22 protein-coding genes are annotated in these 24,035 nt (G+C 28.8%); 3 read left to right on the plus strand and 19 right to left on the minus strand.

Features of this window, described 5'->3' with window-relative positions; all coding sequences use genetic code 11:
- Nucleotides 1-155: 155 nt before the first annotated feature.
- The 14 genes from CLFE_RS17415 to CLFE_RS17480 form a co-directional block, all read right to left on the minus strand.
- Nucleotides 156-1,859, minus strand: a complete 1,704-nt coding sequence (locus CLFE_RS17415) for a pectate lyase family protein (RefSeq protein ID WP_077894150.1) — start codon at nt 1,857-1,859, stop codon at nt 156-158.
- 473 nt (nt 1,860-2,332) lie between these two features.
- A complete protein-coding gene (locus CLFE_RS17420) occupies nt 2,333-3,403 on the minus strand; it encodes a hypothetical protein (RefSeq protein WP_077894166.1) in 1,071 nt (356 codons plus the stop codon).
- A 1-nt stretch (nt 3,404) separates the two neighbouring features.
- On the minus strand, nt 3,405-5,960 hold the full coding sequence (locus tag CLFE_RS17425) for a phosphoenolpyruvate synthase (protein WP_077894151.1): 2,556 nt from the start codon (nt 5,958-5,960) through the stop codon (nt 3,405-3,407).
- A gap of 9 nt (nt 5,961-5,969) precedes the next feature.
- Nucleotides 5,970-6,890, minus strand: a complete 921-nt coding sequence (locus tag CLFE_RS17430) for a UbiA family prenyltransferase (protein WP_077894152.1) — start codon at nt 6,888-6,890, stop codon at nt 5,970-5,972.
- Nucleotides 6,883-7,755 (minus strand): phosphatidylserine decarboxylase, encoded by an 873-nt coding sequence (locus tag CLFE_RS17435; RefSeq protein ID WP_077894153.1) that lies wholly within the window; start codon nt 7,753-7,755, stop codon nt 6,883-6,885. Before CLFE_RS17435 ends, CLFE_RS17430 begins: the two co-directional genes overlap by 8 nt.
- 1 nt (nt 7,756) lies before the next feature.
- Nucleotides 7,757-8,371 (minus strand): CDP-alcohol phosphatidyltransferase family protein, encoded by a 615-nt coding sequence (locus CLFE_RS17440; protein ID WP_077894154.1) that lies wholly within the window; start codon nt 8,369-8,371, stop codon nt 7,757-7,759.
- Nucleotides 8,362-10,887, minus strand: coding sequence for a PEP/pyruvate-binding domain-containing protein (locus CLFE_RS17445; protein WP_077894155.1), 2,526 nt, complete (start codon nt 10,885-10,887; stop codon nt 8,362-8,364). Before CLFE_RS17445 ends, CLFE_RS17440 begins: the two co-directional genes overlap by 10 nt.
- 12 nt (nt 10,888-10,899) lie before the next feature.
- Nucleotides 10,900-11,487, minus strand: coding sequence for a CDP-archaeol synthase (locus CLFE_RS17450; RefSeq protein ID WP_077833926.1), 588 nt, complete (start codon nt 11,485-11,487; stop codon nt 10,900-10,902).
- A 266-nt stretch (nt 11,488-11,753) separates the two neighbouring features.
- Entirely contained in the window at nt 11,754-12,914 is a 1,161-nt protein-coding gene (locus tag CLFE_RS17455) for an iron-containing alcohol dehydrogenase (RefSeq protein ID WP_077894156.1), read from the minus strand.
- A gap of 68 nt (nt 12,915-12,982) precedes the next feature.
- Nucleotides 12,983-14,083, minus strand: coding sequence for an alanine racemase (gene alr, locus CLFE_RS17460; RefSeq protein WP_077894157.1), 1,101 nt, complete (start codon nt 14,081-14,083; stop codon nt 12,983-12,985).
- A gap of 31 nt (nt 14,084-14,114) precedes the next feature.
- A complete protein-coding gene (locus tag CLFE_RS17465; RefSeq protein ID WP_077894158.1) occupies nt 14,115-14,900 on the minus strand; it encodes a putative hydro-lyase in 786 nt (261 codons plus the stop codon).
- Between the two features lie 12 nt (nt 14,901-14,912).
- The gene (locus CLFE_RS17470; protein WP_077833922.1) at nt 14,913-16,001 is read right to left on the minus strand and encodes a DUF4392 domain-containing protein; all 1,089 of its coding nucleotides are present in this window, start codon (nt 15,999-16,001) and stop codon (nt 14,913-14,915) included.
- A 15-nt stretch (nt 16,002-16,016) separates the two neighbouring features.
- Nucleotides 16,017-16,859, minus strand: a complete 843-nt coding sequence (locus CLFE_RS17475; protein WP_077833921.1) for a D-amino acid aminotransferase — start codon at nt 16,857-16,859, stop codon at nt 16,017-16,019.
- A gap of 221 nt (nt 16,860-17,080) precedes the next feature.
- Nucleotides 17,081-17,506 (minus strand): Lrp/AsnC family transcriptional regulator, encoded by a 426-nt coding sequence (locus CLFE_RS17480; RefSeq protein ID WP_077894159.1) that lies wholly within the window; start codon nt 17,504-17,506, stop codon nt 17,081-17,083.
- A 156-nt stretch (nt 17,507-17,662) separates the two neighbouring features.
- Between CLFE_RS17480 and CLFE_RS17485 the strand changes: the two genes are divergently transcribed.
- Both CLFE_RS17485 and CLFE_RS17490 read left to right on the plus strand, forming a co-directional pair.
- Nucleotides 17,663-18,115 carry a YsnF/AvaK domain-containing protein gene (locus tag CLFE_RS17485; RefSeq protein WP_077894160.1) on the plus strand — a complete coding sequence of 151 codons (453 nt, stop codon included), beginning with the start codon at nt 17,663-17,665 and terminating at the stop codon, nt 18,113-18,115.
- Between the two features lie 70 nt (nt 18,116-18,185).
- Entirely contained in the window at nt 18,186-18,557 is a 372-nt protein-coding gene (locus tag CLFE_RS17490; protein ID WP_077894161.1) for a YsnF/AvaK domain-containing protein, read from the plus strand.
- A 65-nt stretch (nt 18,558-18,622) separates the two neighbouring features.
- On the opposite strand, the gene CLFE_RS17495 is transcribed toward CLFE_RS17490, so the two are convergent.
- The 4 genes from CLFE_RS17495 to CLFE_RS17510 all read right to left on the minus strand — a co-directional run bounded on the left by CLFE_RS17495 (nt 18,623) and on the right by CLFE_RS17510 (nt 21,264).
- The gene (locus CLFE_RS17495; protein ID WP_077833917.1) at nt 18,623-19,171 is read right to left on the minus strand and encodes a DUF6143 family protein; all 549 of its coding nucleotides are present in this window, start codon (nt 19,169-19,171) and stop codon (nt 18,623-18,625) included.
- 65 nt (nt 19,172-19,236) lie between these two features.
- Nucleotides 19,237-19,728: a flavodoxin domain-containing protein gene (locus CLFE_RS17500; protein ID WP_077894162.1), complete on the minus strand. Its 492-nt coding sequence runs from the start codon at nt 19,726-19,728 to the stop codon at nt 19,237-19,239.
- Between the two features lies 1 nt (nt 19,729).
- Complete coding sequence (locus CLFE_RS17505) at nt 19,730-20,608, minus strand: hypothetical protein (protein WP_207651396.1); 879 nt, start codon at nt 20,606-20,608, stop codon at nt 19,730-19,732.
- A 23-nt stretch (nt 20,609-20,631) separates the two neighbouring features.
- Nucleotides 20,632-21,264 carry a TetR/AcrR family transcriptional regulator gene (locus CLFE_RS17510; RefSeq protein ID WP_077894163.1) on the minus strand — a complete coding sequence of 211 codons (633 nt, stop codon included), beginning with the start codon at nt 21,262-21,264 and terminating at the stop codon, nt 20,632-20,634.
- A gap of 276 nt (nt 21,265-21,540) precedes the next feature.
- Here CLFE_RS17510 and CLFE_RS17515 point away from each other — a divergent pair, with 276 nt between their 5' ends.
- Nucleotides 21,541-22,644, plus strand: a complete 1,104-nt coding sequence (locus CLFE_RS17515; RefSeq protein WP_077833914.1) for a DEAD/DEAH box helicase — start codon at nt 21,541-21,543, stop codon at nt 22,642-22,644.
- Between the two features lie 219 nt (nt 22,645-22,863).
- Here CLFE_RS17515 and CLFE_RS17520 read toward each other — a convergent pair whose 3' ends face one another.
- Nucleotides 22,864-23,967, minus strand: coding sequence for an IS4 family transposase (locus CLFE_RS17520; RefSeq protein WP_077895578.1), 1,104 nt, complete (start codon nt 23,965-23,967; stop codon nt 22,864-22,866).
- Nucleotides 23,968-24,035: the final 68 nt, after the last annotated feature.

Below are 24,035 nucleotides of genomic sequence, written 5' to 3' on the forward strand. Positions count from 1 at the left end.
AATACATTAATATTTTACATTTTATTTTTAAAATTGTAAAATATTAATACAAAATTATATATTATATTCTTTTTTTAAACATAAAAGTACCTTGTAAAATAAATATGTGTTTTTCACATCTATTCTACAAGGTACAATTTAAATATTAAATTATTTTATTTTGAAACACTACTTCCATCTGATACTAATGTAGATGCATAACTTTGAATTTTTGCTTGTAATTCTGGATTTATTACATGACTAGCATCATCAGCATCTGTAAATTTAAATATTAAATCTCCACCATCAACTCTTCCTGCATAAGTTGTAACATTACTTTCAACATCTTCTGGAGCGTCTGGTTGATACTTGTACATTACATCACTTGTATCAAAGTTATTGTAAGTATTTCCACCTGCTACAGTTTTATATGAACTTGGAACAGCTTCATTTCTTGTTGTAGCTAAGTAAGCATCAAATTGAACAGGATCTTGATTTGCATAAACAAGTCTTGTAGCACCTTCTATTTTATTATTATATGCTTTAATCATACCACCATCTTCACCTGAGAATGAACCTTCTGGATCTTCAAATATGTCTGTTCCTTGAAGTGAGCTTAGCATTGGATGTTCACAATTTCTAAAGTAGTTAGCTTCTACAAAAGCTGAAGCTCCTTTTGTTACACCTACTCCATATTTTGAATTTCCATCAAAATAGTTGTTGTAAACGTGAACTGATCCAACTCTTATACGAGGATGTCTAGAATCGGAGTGATCAAACCAGTTATGATGATATGATACATAATAGTTTTGTGTATCTTTCATACCGCAAAGTGATGATTTACCTGAATCATGGAAATGATTATATGAAACTGTAACAAAATTTGAACTTTGCTTTATATCACAAGATCCATCTCCCTTTACTTGGTCAGCATCATGACCAGGTGCTCCATAGAAAAGATCGTTATTATGAACCCAAATATTTTCATTATCAGTGTCAAGTGATATTGCATCATCACCAAATAACATAACTCCTACATTTCTAAGCTCTAGGTTACGTGCATCACGAATTAAGAATCCCCAACCATAAGCGGTAGCATCTTTTCCTACTCCTTCAAAAGTAAGATTATAGCAACCTTTTAATTGTATATATGTGTGATCGTTAAGTCCTGTAATATCCGATGCTTTAACCTCTCCTACCATACGAATAATAAAATGTGATTTATCGTATCCTTTTTGGCGTGCTGCTAAAATATTTACAAGACCTGTACAACTAGTTACAGTTCCTTTTGCATTTGTTACAACATTAGCTGTTACAGTGTTTACATTACCAGCTGTAATATATAAAATTTTTGCATCTTGTGGCACTGTACCATCATCATTATATCCACCAGAACCTGTTTTCATTGTTGAAGCAGAAGAGAATGCGAAACCTTCTCTTTTATTTGCTTTTACATTTAATGTTTGCGTAATTGCTTGTTCTCCTGTAACTTCACTTCCATTTACGACAGGAGCTACCTTTACTATATAATTTCCAGCAGCCAAACCTAATACATCCGCTCTAAAAACTGTTGGATATTGTCTTATTAATTGATCGTCTATTTTTTGATAACTAGAATCTGGTGCACCTGCTGATTTATAATAAACATTGTATGATGTAGCACCTTGAACCGGACTCCATTCAACATTTGCAGATTCTAATGAACCTTCACTCTCTGTTATATTTACTGCAGCTGTGGCATTGACTTTTACTGATGAAGCAACAGTATGATTTTTGCTTTTGCTGTAGTTTTTTGCTGCATTAGCACTAAAAGTAGCACTTACAGCCATTGATGATGCTAAAACAGCCACTAATAATCTTTTTGAAAATCTTCTTCCCATTTTTATATCCCCTTTTCACTTTTTGTATTTACACTAAACCGCAATATCTTATTTTGTGTAAAAGAACCTCTTTACTTACTTATGTTTAACGTTAACAATTTCATTATTACAAAAAATATAAATATTGTCAATATATAATTATGCAATTTAAAAATCGACCTATTTTATGTAAATTCATCATAATATTTCTAATTAATTATAATAATTATGCAAAATAAAGTCGTCATTTTTTATTATTAAAATTGAAATAGTATATCTATACTTATATATACGCCTATTTTAGAAGCATATTAGTTATAGCCTTAACATTTATCTTAATATGATAATATTTAATCTATTATCGCTATATTAATAAGTCATATATCATTATAAAAAAGTAAGAAAATGCGCTAACATATGTATAATAAAAGATCGGGTTATAGCAAAATTATTTTGCTGTAACCCGACCTTTTATTATATAATTAACCATTTTCCTATAACTCAAGCTCTAAAAGCACATACCTATATTTTGATTGAATTTTCTTCTTAACATAACTTTCTGTTACTTTACCTTCTCTTATAAAAGCTCCAATGGCTGTAGCTCTTCTTTTCTTTAGTTTTTCAACTACTGGTTTAATCATAGCATTACCTAAACCTAAATGTCCCCTTTGGACACCAACATAAAGCATTACATAATTCTTACTTTTTCTTTTATTCAAAAATACTCTAAACAAAGTAATTAAATTAATTTTCCCATATAAAAAATTTTTATAGTCTGGAAGGCATATAAAAAATCCAACCGTCTCCTTTTTAAAACAAACTAATTTAACCATTGAAAAGTCAAGAATATACTTATAACTTTTAAATAAACTCACAAAATCCTCTTCTTTTAGAGGCTTAAATATAGGGAAATCACTATACAAATTAGTTATAAGTCTGTATATTTCATGAATGACTTTATCATAATCTTCTTTTTTAGGACTAGTTATTTTATACCCCTTATTTATAAAATTCTCGTATCTTTTTTCAATTTTTTCATCTTGAAAGTTCTTAGGCGTGAATTTTTCATACATGTTAGATACGTAATTTTCGCATATTTTATATTTGTTTTGTAAAAATAAATCCAAATAGTAATTCTTATTGTACGGTTCCGATACATAGGGCCTTTTTTCAAATTTATTTACTTTCATTCTATATTTTAACCAAAAGCTTGCATCAACGGGTCCAACAATTTTTTTATAATTATTTTTAATAGTAAAAGCTTTTACTTCTGAGAAAAGTTTTTCAGCACATAAGCTATCCTCAATACATTCAAAAAAACCTATATATGCTGATGAATCACCTTCATAAATAGTAATAACACATCTTGCTGCAACTTCTGAATTTTTATAAACTAAAAACTTATGAAGCACAAAATATTTTGAGAGTATATGCTTTGATAATAATAGCGCTCTTTCCTCACTTTCATTTTGAACCATTTCTTTTTTTGAATAAATAAGCTTTGGCAGCTTTAAAAAGTCATTTATGTATTTATCTTCTTCATTAAACTTAACCACTCTATACATATCAATCACTTATCCTCTCAACTTTTCCTGTACTTCCATTCATTCTAATCTTATCGCCACTTTTTAAAATTTTAGTAATATTGGCAGCTCCAACAATAGACGGTACTTTTAACTCTCTAGAAATAATAGCCGTATGCGAAAGAAGTGATCCTTTTTCAGCTATTATACCCTTTGCCATAGTTAGTAAAAACACCCACCCAGGATCTGTCATTTTAGTAACTAGTATTTTATCCTTTACATCCTTATAAAGCTTAGGATTCTCAATAACTACTACTTCCCCTTCTACTATTCCATTAGAACAAGGTATACCAACTATTTCATTTTTATCAAGCCTTATTTTCACATTATTTATGTTGCTGTGATTTTTATTAAATACAACCTTTGAAAATTCCAATCTTGAATATGCTGGCAGTTTTTCATACATTTCATATTCTTTTTTTCTTTCACAAACAAGCTTCTTAAAATCATATTCTTTTCCCTTTATGTGTTCAAAAACTTCATATGTATGGAGATAAAAAATATCGTCCTTTGCATTTAGCTTATTAGCTTCCACAAAATTTTTCCCTATTGTTAAAAATATACTTCTCACCATTCCATAAACTCTACTTCGATTCAATCTGGAGATTTCCCTATTTTGAATACCTAAAAGAGCTTTCTTACTGAATATTTTAATAAAAAATTTATCTAAAACACTGTATTCTTCAAGTATTTCCTTGGATATATTACTGCAGGATGGTTTGCACAAGTTTTCCCACATATCATTTAATTTATCTTTATGTTCCGTATACTCTAAAATTTTATTTATCAAAAGAATAGGCGAAGATCTGAAAGTTTTACTCTCCAGCTTTAATTCCTCAAGTGATCTATCTCCGTATAAATCAATATACTCCCTTAATTCAACTGAATAATCAGATGCTCTCTTATTTAAATATTCATAAACCATATCATCATTTTTAAGTTTATATAAAGTTTCAACTACATCTTTTCCTTCTACTGCTTTTTTTGAAAGTTCTATAAGCTTTTTAATAGGTTTTAAACTTTCGATGTTACTTACCCCTGAAATATAGTTGTTAATCTCAAGTTCAATATTTTCTATTTTTAACTTTTTCATTCTTCCCTTCAATAAACCCGTAAATACAAATGCATATAAATCATTTAATAAAGTTATATCCCAATTTTTCAAAAGTACTTTTTCTATGTTACCATATAATTCAATCAGACTTTCATTTGTTAATCCATCATTATAATTAATATCAAACTGCTCTTTCACTTTATTAAAATCATAGTTTAGTTTGTCCATTTCTTTTCTTACCCTAAAAGCTTCTACAATAACATTTATGTATATGGACACTCTTCTATAAAACTTAATATCGTTTTTTTCTTTGCTATGAACTTTGTTACTTACTCCCATCATTTCCTGCCATATTGGTATTATCTTTTTACTAAAAGGCAAAAATTTTATTATTGTATACCAGTTACTTATTTTATAGTACATTCTTCCATTTGCACTATCTACCATTTCCTTTAAAACTTCTTCATAGCTTTCAACTAATTTTTCATTCTTAAAGCATCTTAAAGTAAGCCCTCTAAAAACTCCATAGTACGCCCCTCTTATAAATGAAGTAGTTAGTGGTAGTGTTATATTAGGATAGCTTTCAACAATATTGCTATTATCTAGTATTATGGATTTACTAATCATAAGAGTAGTTATTGGTCTAACCTGAAGTATATAGACTATACTATTTTTTATGGCAAACTCTATATCTAAAAGCTTACCAAAAGCCTTCATTATTGTATTAGATATATTCACCATATTCATAAAAACATCATTTTGTAAAATGGGTGAATTTTCTTGATTTTCATAATAATATATTTTATCTGTAGTATTATAATAATATGTGGTTGTAGGTGTTTTATCCTCTACAACCAAATTTCCCGTTCCTTTTCCACATACTAATACCATCTCATTAAGAATTCCTTGTGGATTAGCCGTAAAAATCACTCCAGCTAAATCCGCGGATATCATTTCTTGAATTATTACGTTCATTTTCAAATCATAAATGGAAAGCTTTTTGTCATAGCTATATTTCAAAACATTCTCCGCATACAGCGAGCTCCAGCATCTTACAATACTTTCAAATAAATCTTCCTTTGATACATTAAGAAAGGTTTCAAACTGTCCAGCAAAAGAAAACTCCGTAGAGTCTTCCAATAAAGAAGATGATCTCACTGAAAAAAGTTCTCCAGCTTTAAAATGTTCTTCTATATAATCATATATTTCTTTTTTTATACTTTCCTCTATTTTTATATGTTCAAAAAATCCGATTATCTTTCTCTTAGCATTTTTTATTGATTCTTCATTTTCAAAATTCACATCATCAATAATATTGTTTATTGAAAACCCACTTTCTTTTAAGTGATATTCCATACACTCATAGGATATACAAAAAAAATTCGGCACATTAATATTATTCTTTTTAAGCTTTACTAAATTAGCTGCCTTTGTCCCCATTTGTAGGCACTTATCTTCATCACTACCTAAAATATATTTATTCATACCTTCACCCTACCTAATAAATAGATTAACTATTTCCATGACCAAAACTAAAAGCATTGTAACATATAAATATATTTCTACCCTTTTTCCCAGCTTGAACTTTTTAGGATTTTTTATAAATTCCAAACCATTATAAACTAGCCATAAATATCTGATAGTTAATATTCCAATCATAAGCATAGAAATTAAATAAGCTGAGGTATTTATATAAATTTTATAAACTAATAAATTTGTTGTTATCATTTCACATAATATTACAATAAGTACAAACATAGTTGCTTTTTTATATCCAAATAATATTGAGTAAGTTACATATTGATTTTCATCCTCTGGTGCCTTTATTTTTCTACTTATTTCCCAAGCCAAAGCAGGAAAATATAAAGTTACACAAATCAAAAGTGTTGTTTTTGTAAATACAGGCAAATTATATTTTATGCATGCAAAAGAAATTACATAATAATCTAAAATCAATTCCACTGGATTGTGTGTAATAAGCGCCAATACTAAATTAGGTTGAATATACTTTTTAGCAAAAAACCATAAGGACATTAAAATACCATATATAATAAGTGCTGCAAAATATATTATGTTGTTCATAAATACTAAATTAAGAATTATTATTAGCGCATAATCAATTATTAATAATACCTTTAGGTCCTTTTTAGTTACTCTTCCTGATGGCAAAGCCCTACTAGGAAAATTAATTTTATCTGTTTCATAATCTTTAAATTCATCTGCAATTCTTAAGGCAAGCCAAAAACCAAATACAGTAAATACTCCAACAAACTCTTGAATACCGATAGACTTTGGTACAATATGGTTACTCAATAAGGTAATAAAATATATTTCAAAAAATAAAATCAAACTGAGGCTTCCTCTTAAAAAAGGAGGGTACATTTCCTTCAAATAAATATTTAATCTTTTAATCATTTGCTTCTCCTATCTTTTCACCCATTTTTACTTTCGTTTCAATACCTTCTTTTGAATAGTTTAAAATATCCTCATCAATTTTCACAATATTTTCTTTAAACAATAAAACTATCGTTGAACCTCCAAAACAAAAATATCCCTTTTCTTGTCCTCTTTTAAAGTTCTTAATTGAATGATTTTTTATTTTACCAACTAAAAGAGCTCCTACCTCTATTTGAACTACCTCATCAAAATTTTTTGTATCTAAAATTGAATATTCCCTATGATTTTCACTATAAACCTTATATCTTTTAGCAGATATAGGTCCAACGGTATGCAGTCTACCATGTATAACCCTGTTTCCTTTAATAATGCCCTCATCTATAAAACAATATCTATGATAATCATCTACTGTTAATCTAAAAACCAAACAAGTTCCGTTTTTATACTTTTCTGAAAGTTCATCCCCTTTTAATAATTCTGAGCAGGTATATATACTGTTTTTGATATTCATTTTCAAATCATTATCTATTTTGTAAACTAAAAGTTTAGCATCTGCTACTGATATTAAATCTTTATTTATTTTAGAAAACTTTCTTCTAGCTTGTATTATTTTTCTTGTAAAAAAATCATTAAATGAAGTGTATTCAACTTTAGGATAATCTTTCATATCAATTTCGTATTCTTTAATAAAGGGTTCAATTTTTTTAATTGAGCCCTTACTGTTATTAAAAATCGCACTAACTCTTGAAAACACCCTTTTAGTAATAAAAATTTTCAAAAGTATGCGTCCAATATATGTATTATATAAAAATTCTAGTTGCTTACTTTTATACTGCTTTTCATAATAAATCTTTTCTGTACTTCTATCAAAAATCTTAATCATGCTATTTTATAAATACTATTGCAGCTATCATAATTATAGCAAGTATAACCATAACTCCGTATGCTGCTCCTTTAGGTTTTTTTATTTTAATGTTAGCAACAAATAAGAAAGCAACCAAAGCAATAATTATTGTATAAACTAATAGAAATAAATTTCTATTTAAGTAAAAGGATAATAGCCAAAAAAGCGGAAACACCATTGCTGCTGAGGTTACTGGAAGTCCACTGTAATAATCCACAGGTTTATCCCTATTAGTATCCATAACCTTTATATTAAAAAATCCCAATCGAGTAATTGCTGCTATTGTAAGTAATGTATAAATAATTATATGATACCACTTATTTAATCCCATTCCATAAAATATTGCTATAGGTAATGCTGAGAAACACACTACATCTGCCAACGAATCAAGTTGTATTCCAAATAATTTTTCTTCTTCAGTTCTTTTACACGCTCTAGCAACCTTCCCATCAAAAAGATCACAAACTCCAGCCACAACTAAACACAACATTGCATACCTAATACTGTGCTTTCCCGCTAAATACACTCCAAACATTGCTGATATTATTCCTAAATAAGTTATAATTACTGATCTATTATATATTCCTATAAACATGCTTTTCCCTCCTCTAAAATAGTAACTTCACCTGTTGTACCATTGATTGAAATTTTACTGCCATCCTTGATTAATTTTGTAGCATTATATGCACATACTATGCATGGAATACCATATTCCCTAGAAACAATTGCAGCATGACATAATAGTCCACCATACTCTGTAACAATACCTTTTAACATTGCAAATTTACTTGTCCAACCTGTATCTATAAATTTTGTTATTAATATATCGTCTACCTGCAATCTTTCTATTTCATCTAAACTTTCTACTACTCTAGCAGTTCCTGTAACAATACCATTATTACATCCAACTCCAACAATATCAGTACTGCTGCTTTTCTCTTTTAAATCTATTCCTTCAAACTTACAACCAATCTCATTTTCATTTTCAAAATTTCTAAATGAATTATAGTATTTCCTATTTCTTATGATTATAGACCTTATATCCTTATCACTTTTCTTTCCATCTATAAAATCCCATATATCAAAAATTTTCAAATACCATATGTCCTCTTCTTTGTCTATAATTCCATTTTGTTTGTATAATTCAGCAAGTTTTAAGGTATAAATTCTAACTACATAATAAATTTTTGTAGTTATATCTCTAAATTCCTCACGCCACCACAGCATTTCTCTCATATCTTTAACTTCTGAAATAAACTTAGAATATTTTCTATTAGATACTTTACTTTTAAGTTTTTCAAGCTGCTTAAAATATTTTTTTTGCTGACTTTTTTTATCTTCTTTTGGGTTATAACTATCATCCAAAAGCATAGTATCCTTGAACATTTTTATAACAGTTTCTATATCCTCACAGTAGCATGGATAAGTAACATCTAGTTCTTTTTTAGAATGATACCCATAAGCCTTAATATAATTCTTGAACTGCGGAATAAAGTACTTTTTACATTCTTTTTCATATTGTCTTTTTATTTCAACTATACTTGATTCATTCCAAAATTCAAAGCTCTCTTTATCTTTAAGTATATCCCTAGTCATATCCCACATATCATAAAAAGGACGCAAGTGTGATACGCCATCTAATCCACTAATCAAATCCAAGTATTCACTTTTATCAACATACTTCAATAATTTATCCCTAAAAATTGTCTGATGAACAGTATTTATAAATATTTGCCAAAAATACGTTCCTTGACTTTTTAAATAGTCCTTTTTAATAAGCGTATACCAAATATTTTCAAATTCTTTAAGTGAATATATATTTTCGTCTTTTATGTATTTATCATATTTTTCTAATATATCTTTTCTATACTCTACAATATTATTATTTTGATCTTTTAGGATTTTTCTCTGATTTAGTGCTATTTTAATTACATTTAAAATTGTTTTAGGCGTTATTTTAGTTGTATGTCCATCTCCCGTATAGGTAATCTTAACTCCAAATTCATTATCAAAGTCTATCTCCTTATATCCAGGAATTTTTGCCATTGCCTTCTTTACAACACTCATGTTCCAATAAGGCCGTCCAAAAAACATATCTCCTAACTTTCTCAACTCTTTTTCTTTTAGGATCTTTGATTGTACTATAAATTTTTTTAATACAGTTTCCCAAATATATTCATACAAACTCCACATAGCTGGTGTACATACCGAGGCAGAAACTCCACTATCTTTAAAATTAGCTGTTGTCCACTCATCTTTTATTTTTGAATACTTAATCTTTGTAATAGCTCTAACCTGCAAAATATATAGCTTATTCTTCTCTATTGCAAATTCAATATCTGAAGGGTATCCAAGATATGTTTGTATGTCTAATGCCGTACTTGTAAGTTCTTTGAGTTCTTCCTCATTTAACAAACGATTGGTTTTATTATAATCGTATTTATCCTCAAACCAATTATATATATACCTCTCTGGTATTACTTGTCCACTTACTATTGACTCTCCCAAGCCTTCTGCCGTTTCTATAACTATTTCTTTATCAATTCCGGTTATAGGATTTACAGTAAAAGCTATTCCACTTTTCTCTGCCTCTATCATCTCTTGAATTACAATTGCCATTTGAAGATCTTTTAAATCCAGCTTATTATCTACAAAATAAGACAATACGACTTCTGTGTACATGGATTTATAGCACCCAAGAATAGCTTTTTTTATATCCTTAATTCCTTCTACATTTAAAAAAGTTGAATACTGTCCAGCAAAAGAAAAATCCTCTAAATCTTCTTTTAATCCACTACTTCTAACTGCATATTTTGTTCCTTTTTTTAATTTCTTCTCTATTTCTTTTATTATACTGTCTTGAATTATCAAATTCTCAAAAATTTTAAACAAACTACAACTTTTACTAGCTATATTAGATTTATCTATATCTTTTAATATTTCTTCTATTTCTTCTCTTTTTTCATTATGAGAAATGATTTCTGTATATGTATTACTGTCTATAACAAAGCCATCTGGAACTCTAAAACCTTGTTTTTTCATTTTCATTAGAAACTTAGCTTTATTACCAAACTTTTTAGATAGCTCCCCTTCACCAATATCAAAAATCATGTTTTCCATCTCCTAAATATTTTTCTTTAGTTTTAATATATACAATAAAACATTAAGTACATAATGAGTAACTCCACCTAGGAGTACGCACACCAAATAATAACCTAATGTCATTGGATTAAACAAACTAATTACAAAGGCACAGCCCAATATGGAATCCACTTGATCAATTATTACAAAAATAAATCCATTTACTTTATTAATAGATTCTCCTGGAGCAATTCCCACTCTTCTCTTAAAAAAGCTATTGGGTAGTTCACACAAAGCATACGCAAGTCCAAGAAATATGCCTAACAGAATATTAAACATAAGTGTATTAGAATGAGATTTATAGACTAGATTATTTTCATATAAAACCTTATAATTTCCACAAATAATTCCCCAAATAATAGAAGAAACTGCACCAAAAAAGCACATGCCAATAAATCCCTTCCAGGTTTTATTATTTCCAAACAACCTTTTACCATCTTTTAAAATTATATTGTTATCTATAGGATGTCTTAGAGTTTTAAATACCGGAAATTTCACAAATATCATATTTAGTATTCCTGCTAAAATTACGGGTAATAGTGTTATATACATTTCTAAAATAGATTTCACTTATAATTTCCTTTCAAAATCTTTTTAAATTTCTATATATATACAATTTTTTTATAAAAAACATTATAATTCCACAGTTTGTTTATACTAATACATTTCGCGGTTTTTGTCAAGTTATAGTTCTCTTGTATAAAAAAGTGTAGTAGGCTTAGAATCTTATATCCAGCCTACTACACTTAGATTTACCAATTTATATATTCTTTATTTTTTACAAAAATATTTTTCAAAATATAGTTTTATTCAATTTTTAATAAAATCTTTGTTTTTTATATACACATTTCCAAAATTTTATATACATCATCTTTGTTTAGTGCAACATAGGCTTCATTTAAATTTCCATGTATAACAGCAGCCCTTGCCATTTCTTCAAAATTTGTATTGTCTATTTGGAGCTCACTTAAAGTCATAGGTATACCACACATCTTAAAGAATTCTTCTGTTTTATCTATAGCTTTTCTTGCCAATTCAAATTTGTCCTCTTCTAATTTTAAATTCCATACATTTATTCCGTAATCCACAAACTTATTCACTGTTTTTTCACTTAAGATATATCTCATCCATCTTGGAGTAAGTATTGCAAGTCCTATACCATGTGTAATATCATAAAAAGCACTCAATTCATGTTCAATAGGATGACAAGTCCAAGCTCCACCTTTTCCACTTCCTAAAAGTCCATTAAGTGCCATAGAACTTGCCCACATTATATTAGCTCGTGCCTCATAATTTTCAGGTTCTTTTAAAGCTATTGGACAATACTTTATGCAGGTTTCAAGTAATCCTTCTGCAAACCTGTCTTGTACAAAAGCATCCTTAGTTTTATTAAAATATGCTTCAAATATATGTGACATTATATCTGCACAACCTGCTGCTGTTTGAATTTTGGGTACAGAATATGTGTATTCTGGATCTAAAAACGATGCTTTAGGTATCATTTTTGTAGATGCTGTACCTAACTTTTCTTTTGTCTTCATATTTGAAATAACAGCATTTTTATTCATTTCAGAGCCAGTTGCTGCCATAGTAAGTACTGTTACAATAGGAAGCACTTTATCTATTTTACTTGGTGTAGTTACTATATCCCAAGCATCTTTTTCATAGTAATGAGCTGCTGCTATAACCTTTGAACAATCAATTGTACTTCCTCCACCTACTGCCAATATAACATCTACCTTATTTTCCCTTGAAAGCTCTACACCATGTCTTACTGTTTCAATTCTAGGATTTGGTTCTATACCACTTAATTCTACAACATTAAAGTCCTTTAATAATTCTTTAACCTTACTATAAATACCATTTCTTTTTATACTTCCTCCGCCATAAGTTAGAAGTACACTTTTTCCGTACCTTTTTAAAACTTCCGGAAGTCTTTCTATTTGTCCTTTTCCAAATAACATTTCTGTGTATGCATTAAATATAAAATTATTCACATCTAATCCCCCTTATCATATCTAATCAATTTTATACTAAAACAAAAGAATTTATAAGTAAAGTAATATCACTCATAAATTCTTTCTACTCTTTTTCCTATATTACAAACAAATTCATAGTTAAAGCTTCCTGCCATATAGGCTAATTCTTCAACAGTTATTGTATTTTCACCATCTTTACCTATTAGAGTAACTGTATCTTCTATATTTACATTTTCTATATCAGTAACATCTACCATCATTTGATCCATACATATCCTTCCAACGATATTTGCATATTTACCATGGATTAATACCTTTCCCTTTGACGAAAGAGCTCTCATATATCCATCTGCATATCCAATAGAAACAGTTGCAAGCTTAACCTCACCTTTTGTAATGTAAGTCTTTCCGTAACTTACACCTTCACCTTTATTAACACTTGAAATATTAATTACATGAGCCTTCCACTCTAATGCTGGTTTTAAATTTACAGCCTCTTTATGGACTTCCTCTGAGGGATATAACCCATAAGTTATTATTCCACTTCTAACCATATTAAGATAGTGATCATCAAAATCAACAATTCCTGCACTATTACAAACATGTTTAAGTGGTATCTTTATTTTTTCTTTCTCTAGCATATCTATAAATTTATCATATTTTTTCTTTTGAAGCTTTGTGTAGTTCTTGTCCTTTTCATCTGCACATGAAAAATGAGTAAATACACCTTCAATATCTATATTCTTCATACTCTCAATTTTATTTATATCAGAAATGCTTTTTTCATTCACTTTAAATCCAATCCTATTCATTCCTGTTTCCACTGCTAAATGAACTTTTATTTTTTCTTTGCAGTTTTCTACCATTTCTAAATTATATATAGTTTGAGTAATATTGTATTTTTCTAAGTCTGAAAATTGCTTAGGTGAAGTATAACCTAGAACTAATATAGATGTATTTATTCCTGACTCCCTAAGTTCTATGCCTTCCTCTAATGTAGCAACTGCAAAATAGTCCACCTTATCTTTAAGAAAATTACCTATTTTAAGCGCTCCATGTCCATATCCATCTGCCTTTATTACTGCCATTATTTTAGAAGAATTTTTAATTTTTTTCTTAACTTCATTTATATTATTTTCAATAGCCTTTAAGTTTATTTTTACATATGTTCTTATATATTTCTGCATAAAATATATTATCCTTCTTTCTTAGGCTCATTTAATATTTTAAATCTATATTTTTTATATCCGTTATAAGCATGTGACCTGGACTATGAGTAATAACTATTTTAGGTTTAACATTCATAACAACAGCTTGGGGCGTAACTCCACATGCCCAAAATACAGGTACTTCATTTTCCTTTATAGTAACTGCATCACCAAAATCAGGTCTACTTATATCCTTTATTCCTATAACCTTAGGATCTCCAATATGGATTGGTGCTCCATGTACTTTAGGAATCTCTCCACTTACTAGTACTGCTTTTACTATTTTATCATAAGGAAGCGGCCTCATACTTACAACCATTTTACCGTTAAATATACCTGCTGGTGTACATTCAATATTTGTAACAAACATAGGTACATTTGTGTTCTCTTCAATATGTCTAACTGGAACCTTAGCCTTTATAAGATCAGCTTCAAAAGAAAAACTACACCCTATTAAAAAGCTCACAAAATCATCTCTCCAAAACTTTTCAATATCTGTATACTCTCCTGTTAAAATTCCTTCCTCATAAATCCTATATTTAGGAATATCTTTTGCAATATCAATATCTTCTCCTAAGTACTTAAGCTTTCTTTCTCCAACATCTCCTACCTCAAGCAGGGGACAGGCTTTAGGATTTCTTTGTGTGAAAAGTAGAAAATCATAAGCTAATTCCTTAGGTAAAACAACTAAATTGGCCTGAGCATAACCACTACACATTCCCGCCGTTGGTGTGCTAATTTTACCCTGTCTTATAATTTTTCGAACATCATAAGGTTTCATATTTGAATAATCCATATATTTTCCTCCTTAAACAATATCCTTAAGCCTTTCGTTTTCATAAAAACCAAGTTCAATTACTTTTTCAAACCACGTAGCACAAGTAGTTTCTAATTTTATAGCTGCCTTTATACATTCCCTCATCAGATTAACTATTGACTTATTCATGGATGCACTACAACCATCTATAGCAGGAATCAAATCACCATACATATCTATCATTCCACTTCTTGATGCCGTGATTAAAGCTTCCTCCTCTAGTTCTTCTGTATGCATTATGTCTAAGTCTTTTTTCAAATAAGCTAAGGCTGCAATAAGTCCATAACCTCCCCAATCGGATACTGTTGCAGTTATCACATTATCTGCAGACGTTCTAGCAAGAATTCCTCCATCGCATCCACATCTACAGCTTCCTTTAGCTGCATATGGAACAAATTCTTCTATATGCTCTTTTAAAACACCCATACCAATTTCATTGCCTAAATCTCCAATTGCTATATTTAAAACACCTTTTTCTTTAAGTTTAGTAAACAATATATCCTGTTTTGCTTCAATTTCACTTACATCTAATCCCGTTGCATTATGATATATTCCAAAAGAATTAGCACCAGGACATTCTATACTTATAACTGCAGCTGGAAGTCCCTTTTCTATAAGACTATCAGCCTGCTTCCATGCCTTATCTCTATTCTTGGTAAATGGTATTGCTGCTACTGATAATGGATATTCTTTTACCTCTTCTATAGTTCTATAAAAGTGAAGTCCCATAACGTATGTTAAATTTTTTACCGCTTTCATATTATCTTCTGGACATACAATTACAGGTTTCACCTTAAAGCCTTTTACTAAAGCTCTTGCTAGCAGCATTGAACTTACAATACCATCCATCTCCGCTTTCTTAAATGGGAGTAGCACAAAACCAGTCATTATATAGACTAAATCCCCTTCTTTTAGTGTTCCTACGAGTTTTTTAGCTGCATTCATAGTTAGCGGTTCTTTAGTATATTCCCTTGCTGCACTGTATAAAATCCTACATACTCCGTAGCCTCTTGGATCTAAATTCATTAGATTGTCTAGGTTTTCCCCTATATTTAATATTGTTAACTCCTCTTGATTCATAGCTCTTCACCTTCCCTAATTGGTTTCTTCCAAGAATTCATTAAGTAAGCCCTCTTGAAGTTTTTTTATAATTTCTGGAGCCTTCCCACCTACAGGTTTACCATCTATCTCAGAAGTAGCCATACAAAATTGGCCTGAACTTGTAACTATAACCTCATCTGCTTCCATTAATTCTTTCAAGGTAAAGGCTGTCTCATTTACAGGAATTTCAAATCTTTTACACATTTTTATGAGATGCGCTCTTGCTATACCAGGTAAAATCAGATTATCTGTTGGTGCTGTTTTTAGAATTCCATCCTTTATAATTGATACATTACTGTGTGCACATTCTGTTACCCTGTCACCTCTATGAAATACTGCTTCCTGACATCCTGCTTCTTCAGTTTTTTGAGCTGCTATTACGCTAGGAAGTAAATTTAAAGTTTTTATATTACAGTGTAAAAATCTAGTATCCTCTAATGTAATTAACTTTAATTTCTTTGACATGTCCTTTATTTTTAGTGGCTTTAATATAATCCATAAATTTGCTTTTACATCCTCAGATGGAAAAGCATGATTACGCATTCCTGTTCCCCTTGTAACCTGCCAGTATACAAACTGTTCATCATCATCAACTTTTTTAACCATTTCCTTTAATAGTTCCTTAAGCTCATCCTTTGTATAAGGAATTTTAATTCTTAAAAGTCCTGCACTATTATAAAAGCGGTCGATATGCTCATCTAAAGCGAATATTTTATGATTTTTACTGTAAGTGGCATCATACACTCCATCTCCAAAGTAACATACTCGATCATTCATTGGCACTTTCATATTTTCAACTAAATCATACTCACCATTGTAATACCCTAAATTTTTCATAAAGCTTTCCACCCGTCTATTTTTTATTTAAAAATTTATTCACATGTTTTTTAAAAATTTATCATAAATTTAAATATTTATTTAACAATTCATCATTTTATTTTATGTTATATTATAAATTAACTTTTTTCAATACTATTTTAAATTTATGTATATTTTTTGTTATATATAGACTTATCAGAAAAATTTATGGTTTTATCATATTTACCCCAAAAATTTTTTTAGCTTTTAACATTCCTTAAGATGTAATAAGTTTTTGTTCTAGAAACTCCTTCTAAGCTTTTTATTTGATTATGAATTTTATCTAAATCCTCTGATGATTTACAAAGTATTTTAATCATAAAATCGAAATCTCCAGTTAAATAGTAACAAAAAATTATATTATCATTTTCCGAAATCGCTTTAGTAAATGATTCATAAAATCTAGGATGATCTAAACTTACTTCCATTAATGCACTTGTTGTATTTCCCAGCTTATTTTCATCTAAAACAATTGTATAATTTTTTATAATTTGTGCTTCTTCAAGCTTACGAATGCGTTCAATCACAGCTGAAACTGATAAATGAATTTCCTTACTAATTGCTGAAGCACTCATTCTAGCATTTCTTTTTAAACACTCTAATATTCTATAATCCATATGATCCATAATAATCACTCCAGTTATTATTTTAATATGATGTATATAATTATATCATTATATATATTTATTTCTTTTATTTCCACATTTCAAACAGGATAATATATTTCTTTGAGGGTAATATATAAGTGGGCAAAAATCATTAATTAATGGAGGTGTTTTTACATGGGAATATTAGATGGACTTTTTGGTGGAAACGATGATAATAAAAAACAAGTAGATACTGAGAATGATGCTAAACTTAAACTTCGCAAAGAAGAACTTGATATTAATAAGGATAAAGTTCAAAAAGGTGAAGTAGAACTTGGTAAAGAAATCATAGAGGAACATAAGGTTGTTGATGTCCCTGTAAAACATGAAGAGGTAGTAGTTGAAAGAAAGTCTCTAAATAATGAAACAAGCGATTCACCTATAACTAACGAGCAAAGTATCAAGATTCCTGTAAGTGAAGAAAAAGTTAATGTTGGTAAGCATACAGTATTAACTAGTGAAGTTTCAGCCCATAAAAATGAAATAGAAAATACACAGCATATCGATGAAACATTAAAAAGAGAAGAAGCCAAAATAAATAAAATTGGCGATGCTAATATAGTTGATAGCAATACTGATCAACAATAATAAATATCAAATACACCTCCGATAGATTTTCGTGAGGTGTTTTTTTAAATTAAATGGGAGGTGACTTTACGTGAAATCTTCAGACCAAAATAAAACTCTTAAACTTAAAGCAGAAGAATTAGATATTGCTAAACAATGGATAAAAACAGGTGACGTTAAAATTTACAAAGAAACTTTATCAACTGAAAAAAGCTTCACAATTCCCGTAAAACGTGAAGAACTTGTAATTGAAAAAAAATCCTATGATACTAATTCCTCTGAAGACATTATTAGAATACCACTAAGTGAAGAACAAGTTTCCTTCTCTACTCATAGAGTAACTTTAGAGGATGTATCAATATATAAAAATGAAATAGAAGAAATCAAACATATTGAGAGTACATTAAAAAAAGAAGAGCCTAAAGTAAAAACCTCTGGTGATATTACTGTATTAAAGGATTAATTTTTAAATACAAAAGCTGTAAAACTACAAAAATGTTTTACAGCTCTTTTTATTATCAAATTAAATTATCTTCTCTTCTCTGACCAACCGAATGCAACTATTGCTTTACTATTGTCTCCTAATGATTTTATAACTATTACATAATTTCCATCTGGACCCTCTATAAACTTTCCATCTTCTTCAGATACTAAAGTTGTTTTTGGAGGTACTATTCTTTCATAGACATTAATGCCATTACATGGAAGTTCCGTAGTGAAATCTGTAAATCTAATATCAACTTTATTTCTAGGGAGTGGTTTTAAGGAAGTATTGGTAGGCGAAACCTTATGAGATAACATTCCTTTTTCAGGGAGATTTGTATTAAGCCATACTTCAGCAATTAAATAATCATTAGATAAATTTGTGATAGTAAATACATATGCATACAAATCAACTGCTGAATTATATGGGTTTATAAGTCCTGCCCATGCGCTTATTTTTTTACCAACTCTCAAAATTCCTGTTTGTCCTACAAAATATCTTCCCTTTATCGATTCTTCTTGGGAAATAGGAATACTAACTACTTCTTTTGCCCTAATATTTTTATCTTTAACAAATTGCTTTTCGTTTTCCATAATTACATCCCCTACGTTTTTTCTTATGACATTTATTTAAGTCTTATCAATATATAATATTCCGATTATTTAGGGATGTTCGTAATTTTATCATTCATTACCTCTGCAAAATTATTTATTTTTTCTTCAGAAATTTTCGAAATATCCTTATTACTTTTACTTACTGTTCTCACTATAAATCTCTCAAAAAAATTCATAGTTTTAAATATAAATTCTCCTCCAAAACATTCCCTTATTAAAGCATTTTCTAATAACATTTTAGGAAAAGCATTGTTTATCTCAATTTCAGCACTATTATTCATACCGCAAATAAACAAACCCACTTTTTTCGTACATAGTATATCAATATTTTTATTGGAAAACTCAGTTATTTCCTTCTGAATTTTACCCATATAAATTGAACCACCTATAATTATTTTATCAAATTGTTTTAAATTTATATCGAAATCATTTTTTATATTCACAACCGTTATTTCACCATCTAATCTATCTTTTAAAAAATCCGCACATTTTTTCGTTGAACCATGCTTAGTAGCATAAATTATTAAAGTTTTCATTTTATATACTTCCCCCTATTTTAATATTAATATTTTTCATCAAACTAAATGCTAAATATATGATTGCCAAATTAAATAGTGGGAATACTAAAATTTCTATTATACTTAATTTTATACCTGATATAATTTCGCTTACTATCATTGCCGTTATAGATGTGAACATAGTTACTCCTTTTATAGTTATTATAGAAGATAAAAGATATCCCAAAGACTTTTGTTTTATAATAAATATCCCTGCAATAATTGATAATGGAACTACAAATGCAAGGTCTAATGCTTGAATAGGTAATGTAGTATACTGTTCAAGACTAATAGAAATTGTATTTGTAATCAAAGGTTGTAGAATTCTTTGAAGCCAAAGAAAAGATATTAACACACCTAAAAATATATAAAAAATTCCGAAACCTTTTACAGGAAACTTTTCACTAAAATATTTAGGAAGATTTTTCATATCAACAGTAATAATAGTTAACACAAATGCAAAGAAACTAATAGACATTAACGAAACATAAATTAAAAACAATGAATTGTACATCCATAAAAAAGTGTAAGAGGTGTACGTATATAAAAAATATGCTAAAGTTCCACACAAAAACAAATGGCCTCTTAGTGATTTTTTACGATAAAAAATTAAAGAAACTATTAATAAGGGAATCCCTAAAATTACTGTAACCATATCTTGTGCTATCCCCTGAGTCGCTACAGAAACTGAATCGTTCTTATAAATACCTTTTCCATATAAAATTATTTTTTGTCCATATAATGATATTATTGTATGCAGTCTACCCTCACCAGTTGAAAATATACCTATAATAGATGCAAACAAAGATAAAACCAAAATAAAAATTACTAAAATGGAAACATAATTTTTGTATTTCATACTAACCTCCATTTTTACAAAATTTATTTTAAAAAACAGCTTCCTAATATTATTCCATCTACCATCAGTGTTAAATGATGATTAATAATTTCATTTTTTTGCTCATGAGAAAGACTCTTTTCAACTATAAGTTTTATAATTAATCCAAAAGAGGACGTCCATACAATTTGACATGTTAATTCTATTTCTCTATCATCAATATTTTTATCACTATATATTTGCTTCATATATTTATATAAGACATTTAAAGCCTTTCTTTTAGATGCTGCCCCCTTGAAAAGTAAAGCTGTATGTTCTAGTATATCTTTTGAATTACTAAGCATAATAGAAACATACTCTTCATCCATTTCTAAGGCTAAATTTATATATTCCCGCAATATATATTTTATTGCATTTTCTGGAGTATCATTAATTTCTTTAATTGATGATACTGTATTAATTATCTTTTCATAATTTTGTTTCATAATAGTATTTACTATTTCATCTTTATCTTTAAAATAGTGATAAATTATTGCTGGTGAATATTCAATTTGGGCTGCAATTTTTCTTATTGAAAGTTTTTCTAAACCTTCTTTTAATATAATTTCATTTGCAGTATCAATTATTAACCTTTTTAACTCATCCTTTTCACGTTCCTTACGTTCTTTAATTCCCATTAACCACACATCCTTTAATGTATCATTTTTAAACATAGTCCAGTAATTAAACACTGTTCAATGATATTTTAACATTAAATATCACGTACATCAACTACCGCCTTTTTTATTTTTATACAACAAGCGTAAAATTCAAATAATTATGCATAACATAACCGTTATTAACCACTCTATATAGTAATAGTTCAAACAATATGTTATTATTAACTATGCTAAAGATAAAAATATGTGAATTACTATTTTTAATATAATTTCTTTATAGAAAGGTAGAAAATAATGAACTTTAAAAAATTAGGTATTAGCGAAGCCCTTGTAAAGGTGCTAAAAAAGAATGGTATTACTGAGCCAACACCTGTTCAAGCTGAAAGTATAAACCATATTAAAGGTGGAAGAGATGCTATTTGTGAAGCCCAAACGGGTACAGGAAAAACTCTAGCATTTTTACTTCCTATTTTTGAAAATATATCACCTGATGCACATTATGTTCAGGCTTTAATTGTTACTCCTACAAGAGAACTTGCCCTTCAAATAACTGAAGAAGCAAAAAAGCTTAAGGAAGCTAAAGATGTAAATATATTAGCTGCATATGGTGGTAAGGATATATCTTCTCAATTAAAGAAGCTAAAAGGCAATACTCATCTTATCATTGCCACACCAGGAAGACTTTTAGATCATATTCAAAGAAAAACTATAAATTTAAGTAAGCTAAAAACTTTTGTACTTGATGAAGCTGATCAAATGCTTTTAATGGGCTTTAAAAATGATATTGAAACTATTTTAAAATGCACACCTAAGAAGCTTCAAACTCTTTGTTTTTCAGCAACTATAAGTCCTGACGTTAAAAAATTAGCATATAGATATATGAAAGATCCGCTTACTATATCCACAAAAAAGCAAGAACTAACCTTGGAAACTATTAAGCAATTTGTTGTTGAAACTACAGACAGGAAAAAATTAGATGCTTTGTGTACTGTGCTAAAACAAGATAATCCTTTTATGGCAATTATCTTTGGTAGAACTAAAAGAAGAGTAGATGAACTTGAAGTAGATCTTTATAAGCGAGGTTTTGATTGCCAAAAAATTCACAGTGATTTAACTCAAACAAAACGTGAAAAAATAATGAAATCTTTTAGAAATGGTGATTTTCAGTATCTTTTGGCTACTGATGTGGCATCACGAGGTCTTGATATAAGTGGAGTAAGCCATATATACAATTACGATATGCCAGAAAATCCAGAAAGCTACATACATCGTATAGGAAGAACTGGTAGAGCTGGTGAGGATGGTTACACTTGCTTATTTGCTACTGAAAGGGATAAGAAAAAATTAGCAGATGTTGAAAGCACTATTAAATCAAAATTACCTAGAAGAGAGTTATAATTTATTGTAAAATAAAAGAACTGCTATTATGCTTCTAGTGTTGCATTAATACAATAAAATACTATTGACATTTAAAAAGGTAGTTATTGGATTATAATAAAATCCGATAACTACCTTTAATATTGGGTTATTATATTTTAAAAAGAAAAAAATACCATTTAGTAGTTGTAATTATCCCATTATCCACATCATTAAATTTTAAATATTTGCAACTGCTTATTAGCCTGTCCTGAAATACTCACAAATATCTTCGTCATAAAATTCCAATAAGTTGCTTCTCACAAATCGTGTTAACAATAGCATGGAGTACTTAGCTTTAGTAACCTTACAGCATAAATATATAAGCATATAAGATATAAGAGCAGAAAATATCTGAATTCTCACTGCATTTTCATTATAACCTATAAATTTCTTTATCCTTAAGTTTTGTTTTATCCACTTAAAAAATAGCTCTATTTCCCACCTATGTTTATATATTTTTATTATATCTTCTGCAGGAAGATCAAAGATATTAGTTACAAAAGTAACAGGTTCTCCTTCATCATCAAAAGTCATTATTTCTCTATAATTTTTAAAAGTTAAATTGCCTCCTAGAGTAGAGCCTAAGATAACTTCAGTATCATAAATATTTTCGCTAAGATTTGATCTTAGCATTCTTTCCTCCATAATGATTGCATTTTTTATTCCTCTTGTAACAAATTGTATTCCTTGTTCTGTTAATTTATCATACCAACGATAATCATAATATCCTCTGTCAAATACATGGATAGCATTCTTGTTCTCAAATAAACCATCAATACATTTTCTATCATTAACTTGCCCTTTAACAATATTTATCTTCTCTGGAAACTCTCCATTAAAAAGAGTACTGATTTTAATAGCTGCTCTTTTATCATCTATCTTTAGATGAGGTGCTAGATTTAAAGCAACTAATATTACAGTAGAATCTATTATTTTTATTGGTGGAATATCTTTGAAAATCCTAACGTCTCCAAATCTTCTCTTAGCTTTATCAACTAAATGATAGAAAATATCTTCAAAAATTCTATAATCACGCGCAGCGTTTTTGCGTGAAAACTGTGAAACACTTGGTACATTGATAAGTTTTTTTAGTTTCTTATTTGCAGATATTTCACCTTCAGCCTCTCTTAAACTCCTGCAGCCTTTTATATTAAGGTAAATCATCGAATTTATGTGAGATCTTGTGTCAAAGTGATGGCTCCTATAATCACCATTATATTTATTTATAGTTTTAGTAATAAAACTTCCTCCAATTTCCTCTATTAATTTATGAAAAACTAATTTACTATTAATCTTGAACATAAAAATAGACCTCCTTGTGTTTGGTTTCTCGTCAAAACCATTAAAACACAAATTGGTCTATTTTTTTA

The sequence above is a fragment of the Clostridium felsineum DSM 794 genome (assembly GCF_002006355.2).
GTDB classification, from domain to species: Bacteria; Bacillota; Clostridia; order Clostridiales; family Clostridiaceae; genus Clostridium_S; species Clostridium_S felsineum.

Bases quoted from the DNA above. Each gene is read 5' to 3' on its own strand.
- CLFE_RS17435 (WP_077894153.1), bottom strand. From the start codon at position 7,755: ATGATTAAGATTTTTGATAGAAGTACAGAAAAGATTTATTATGAAAAG.
- CLFE_RS17495 (WP_077833917.1), bottom strand. From the start codon at position 19,171: ATGGAAAACGAAAAGCAATTTGTTAAAGATAAAAATATTAGGGCAAAA.
- alr (WP_077894157.1), bottom strand. From the start codon at position 14,083: ATGCAGAAATATATAAGAACATATGTAAAAATAAACTTAAAGGCTATT.
- CLFE_RS17465 (WP_077894158.1), bottom strand. From the start codon at position 14,900: ATGGATTATTCAAATATGAAACCTTATGATGTTCGAAAAATTATAAGA.
- CLFE_RS17445 (WP_077894155.1), bottom strand. From the start codon at position 10,887: ATGATTTTTGATATTGGTGAAGGGGAGCTATCTAAAAAGTTTGGTAAT.
- CLFE_RS17440 (WP_077894154.1), bottom strand. From the start codon at position 8,371: ATGTTTATAGGAATATATAATAGATCAGTAATTATAACTTATTTAGGA.
- CLFE_RS17500 (WP_077894162.1), bottom strand. From the start codon at position 19,728: ATGAAAACTTTAATAATTTATGCTACTAAGCATGGTTCAACGAAAAAA.
- CLFE_RS17430 (WP_077894152.1), bottom strand. From the start codon at position 6,890: ATGATTAAAAGATTAAATATTTATTTGAAGGAAATGTACCCTCCTTTT.
- CLFE_RS17505 (WP_207651396.1), bottom strand. From the start codon at position 20,608: ATGAAATACAAAAATTATGTTTCCATTTTAGTAATTTTTATTTTGGTT.
- CLFE_RS17420 (WP_077894166.1), bottom strand. From the start codon at position 3,403: ATGTATAGAGTGGTTAAGTTTAATGAAGAAGATAAATACATAAATGAC.
- CLFE_RS17480 (WP_077894159.1), bottom strand. From the start codon at position 17,506: ATGGATCATATGGATTATAGAATATTAGAGTGTTTAAAAAGAAATGCT.
- CLFE_RS17475 (WP_077833921.1), bottom strand. From the start codon at position 16,859: ATGAAAAATTTAGGGTATTACAATGGTGAGTATGATTTAGTTGAAAAT.
- CLFE_RS17470 (WP_077833922.1), bottom strand. From the start codon at position 16,001: ATGAATCAAGAGGAGTTAACAATATTAAATATAGGGGAAAACCTAGAC.
- CLFE_RS17425 (WP_077894151.1), bottom strand. From the start codon at position 5,960: ATGAATAAATATATTTTAGGTAGTGATGAAGATAAGTGCCTACAAATG.
- CLFE_RS17415 (WP_077894150.1), bottom strand. From the start codon at position 1,859: ATGGGAAGAAGATTTTCAAAAAGATTATTAGTGGCTGTTTTAGCATCA.
- CLFE_RS17520 (WP_077895578.1), bottom strand. From the start codon at position 23,967: ATGTTCAAGATTAATAGTAAATTAGTTTTTCATAAATTAATAGAGGAA.
- CLFE_RS17510 (WP_077894163.1), bottom strand. From the start codon at position 21,264: ATGGGAATTAAAGAACGTAAGGAACGTGAAAAGGATGAGTTAAAAAGG.
- CLFE_RS17515 (WP_077833914.1), top strand. From the start codon at position 21,541: ATGAACTTTAAAAAATTAGGTATTAGCGAAGCCCTTGTAAAGGTGCTA.
- CLFE_RS17485 (WP_077894160.1), top strand. From the start codon at position 17,663: ATGGGAATATTAGATGGACTTTTTGGTGGAAACGATGATAATAAAAAA.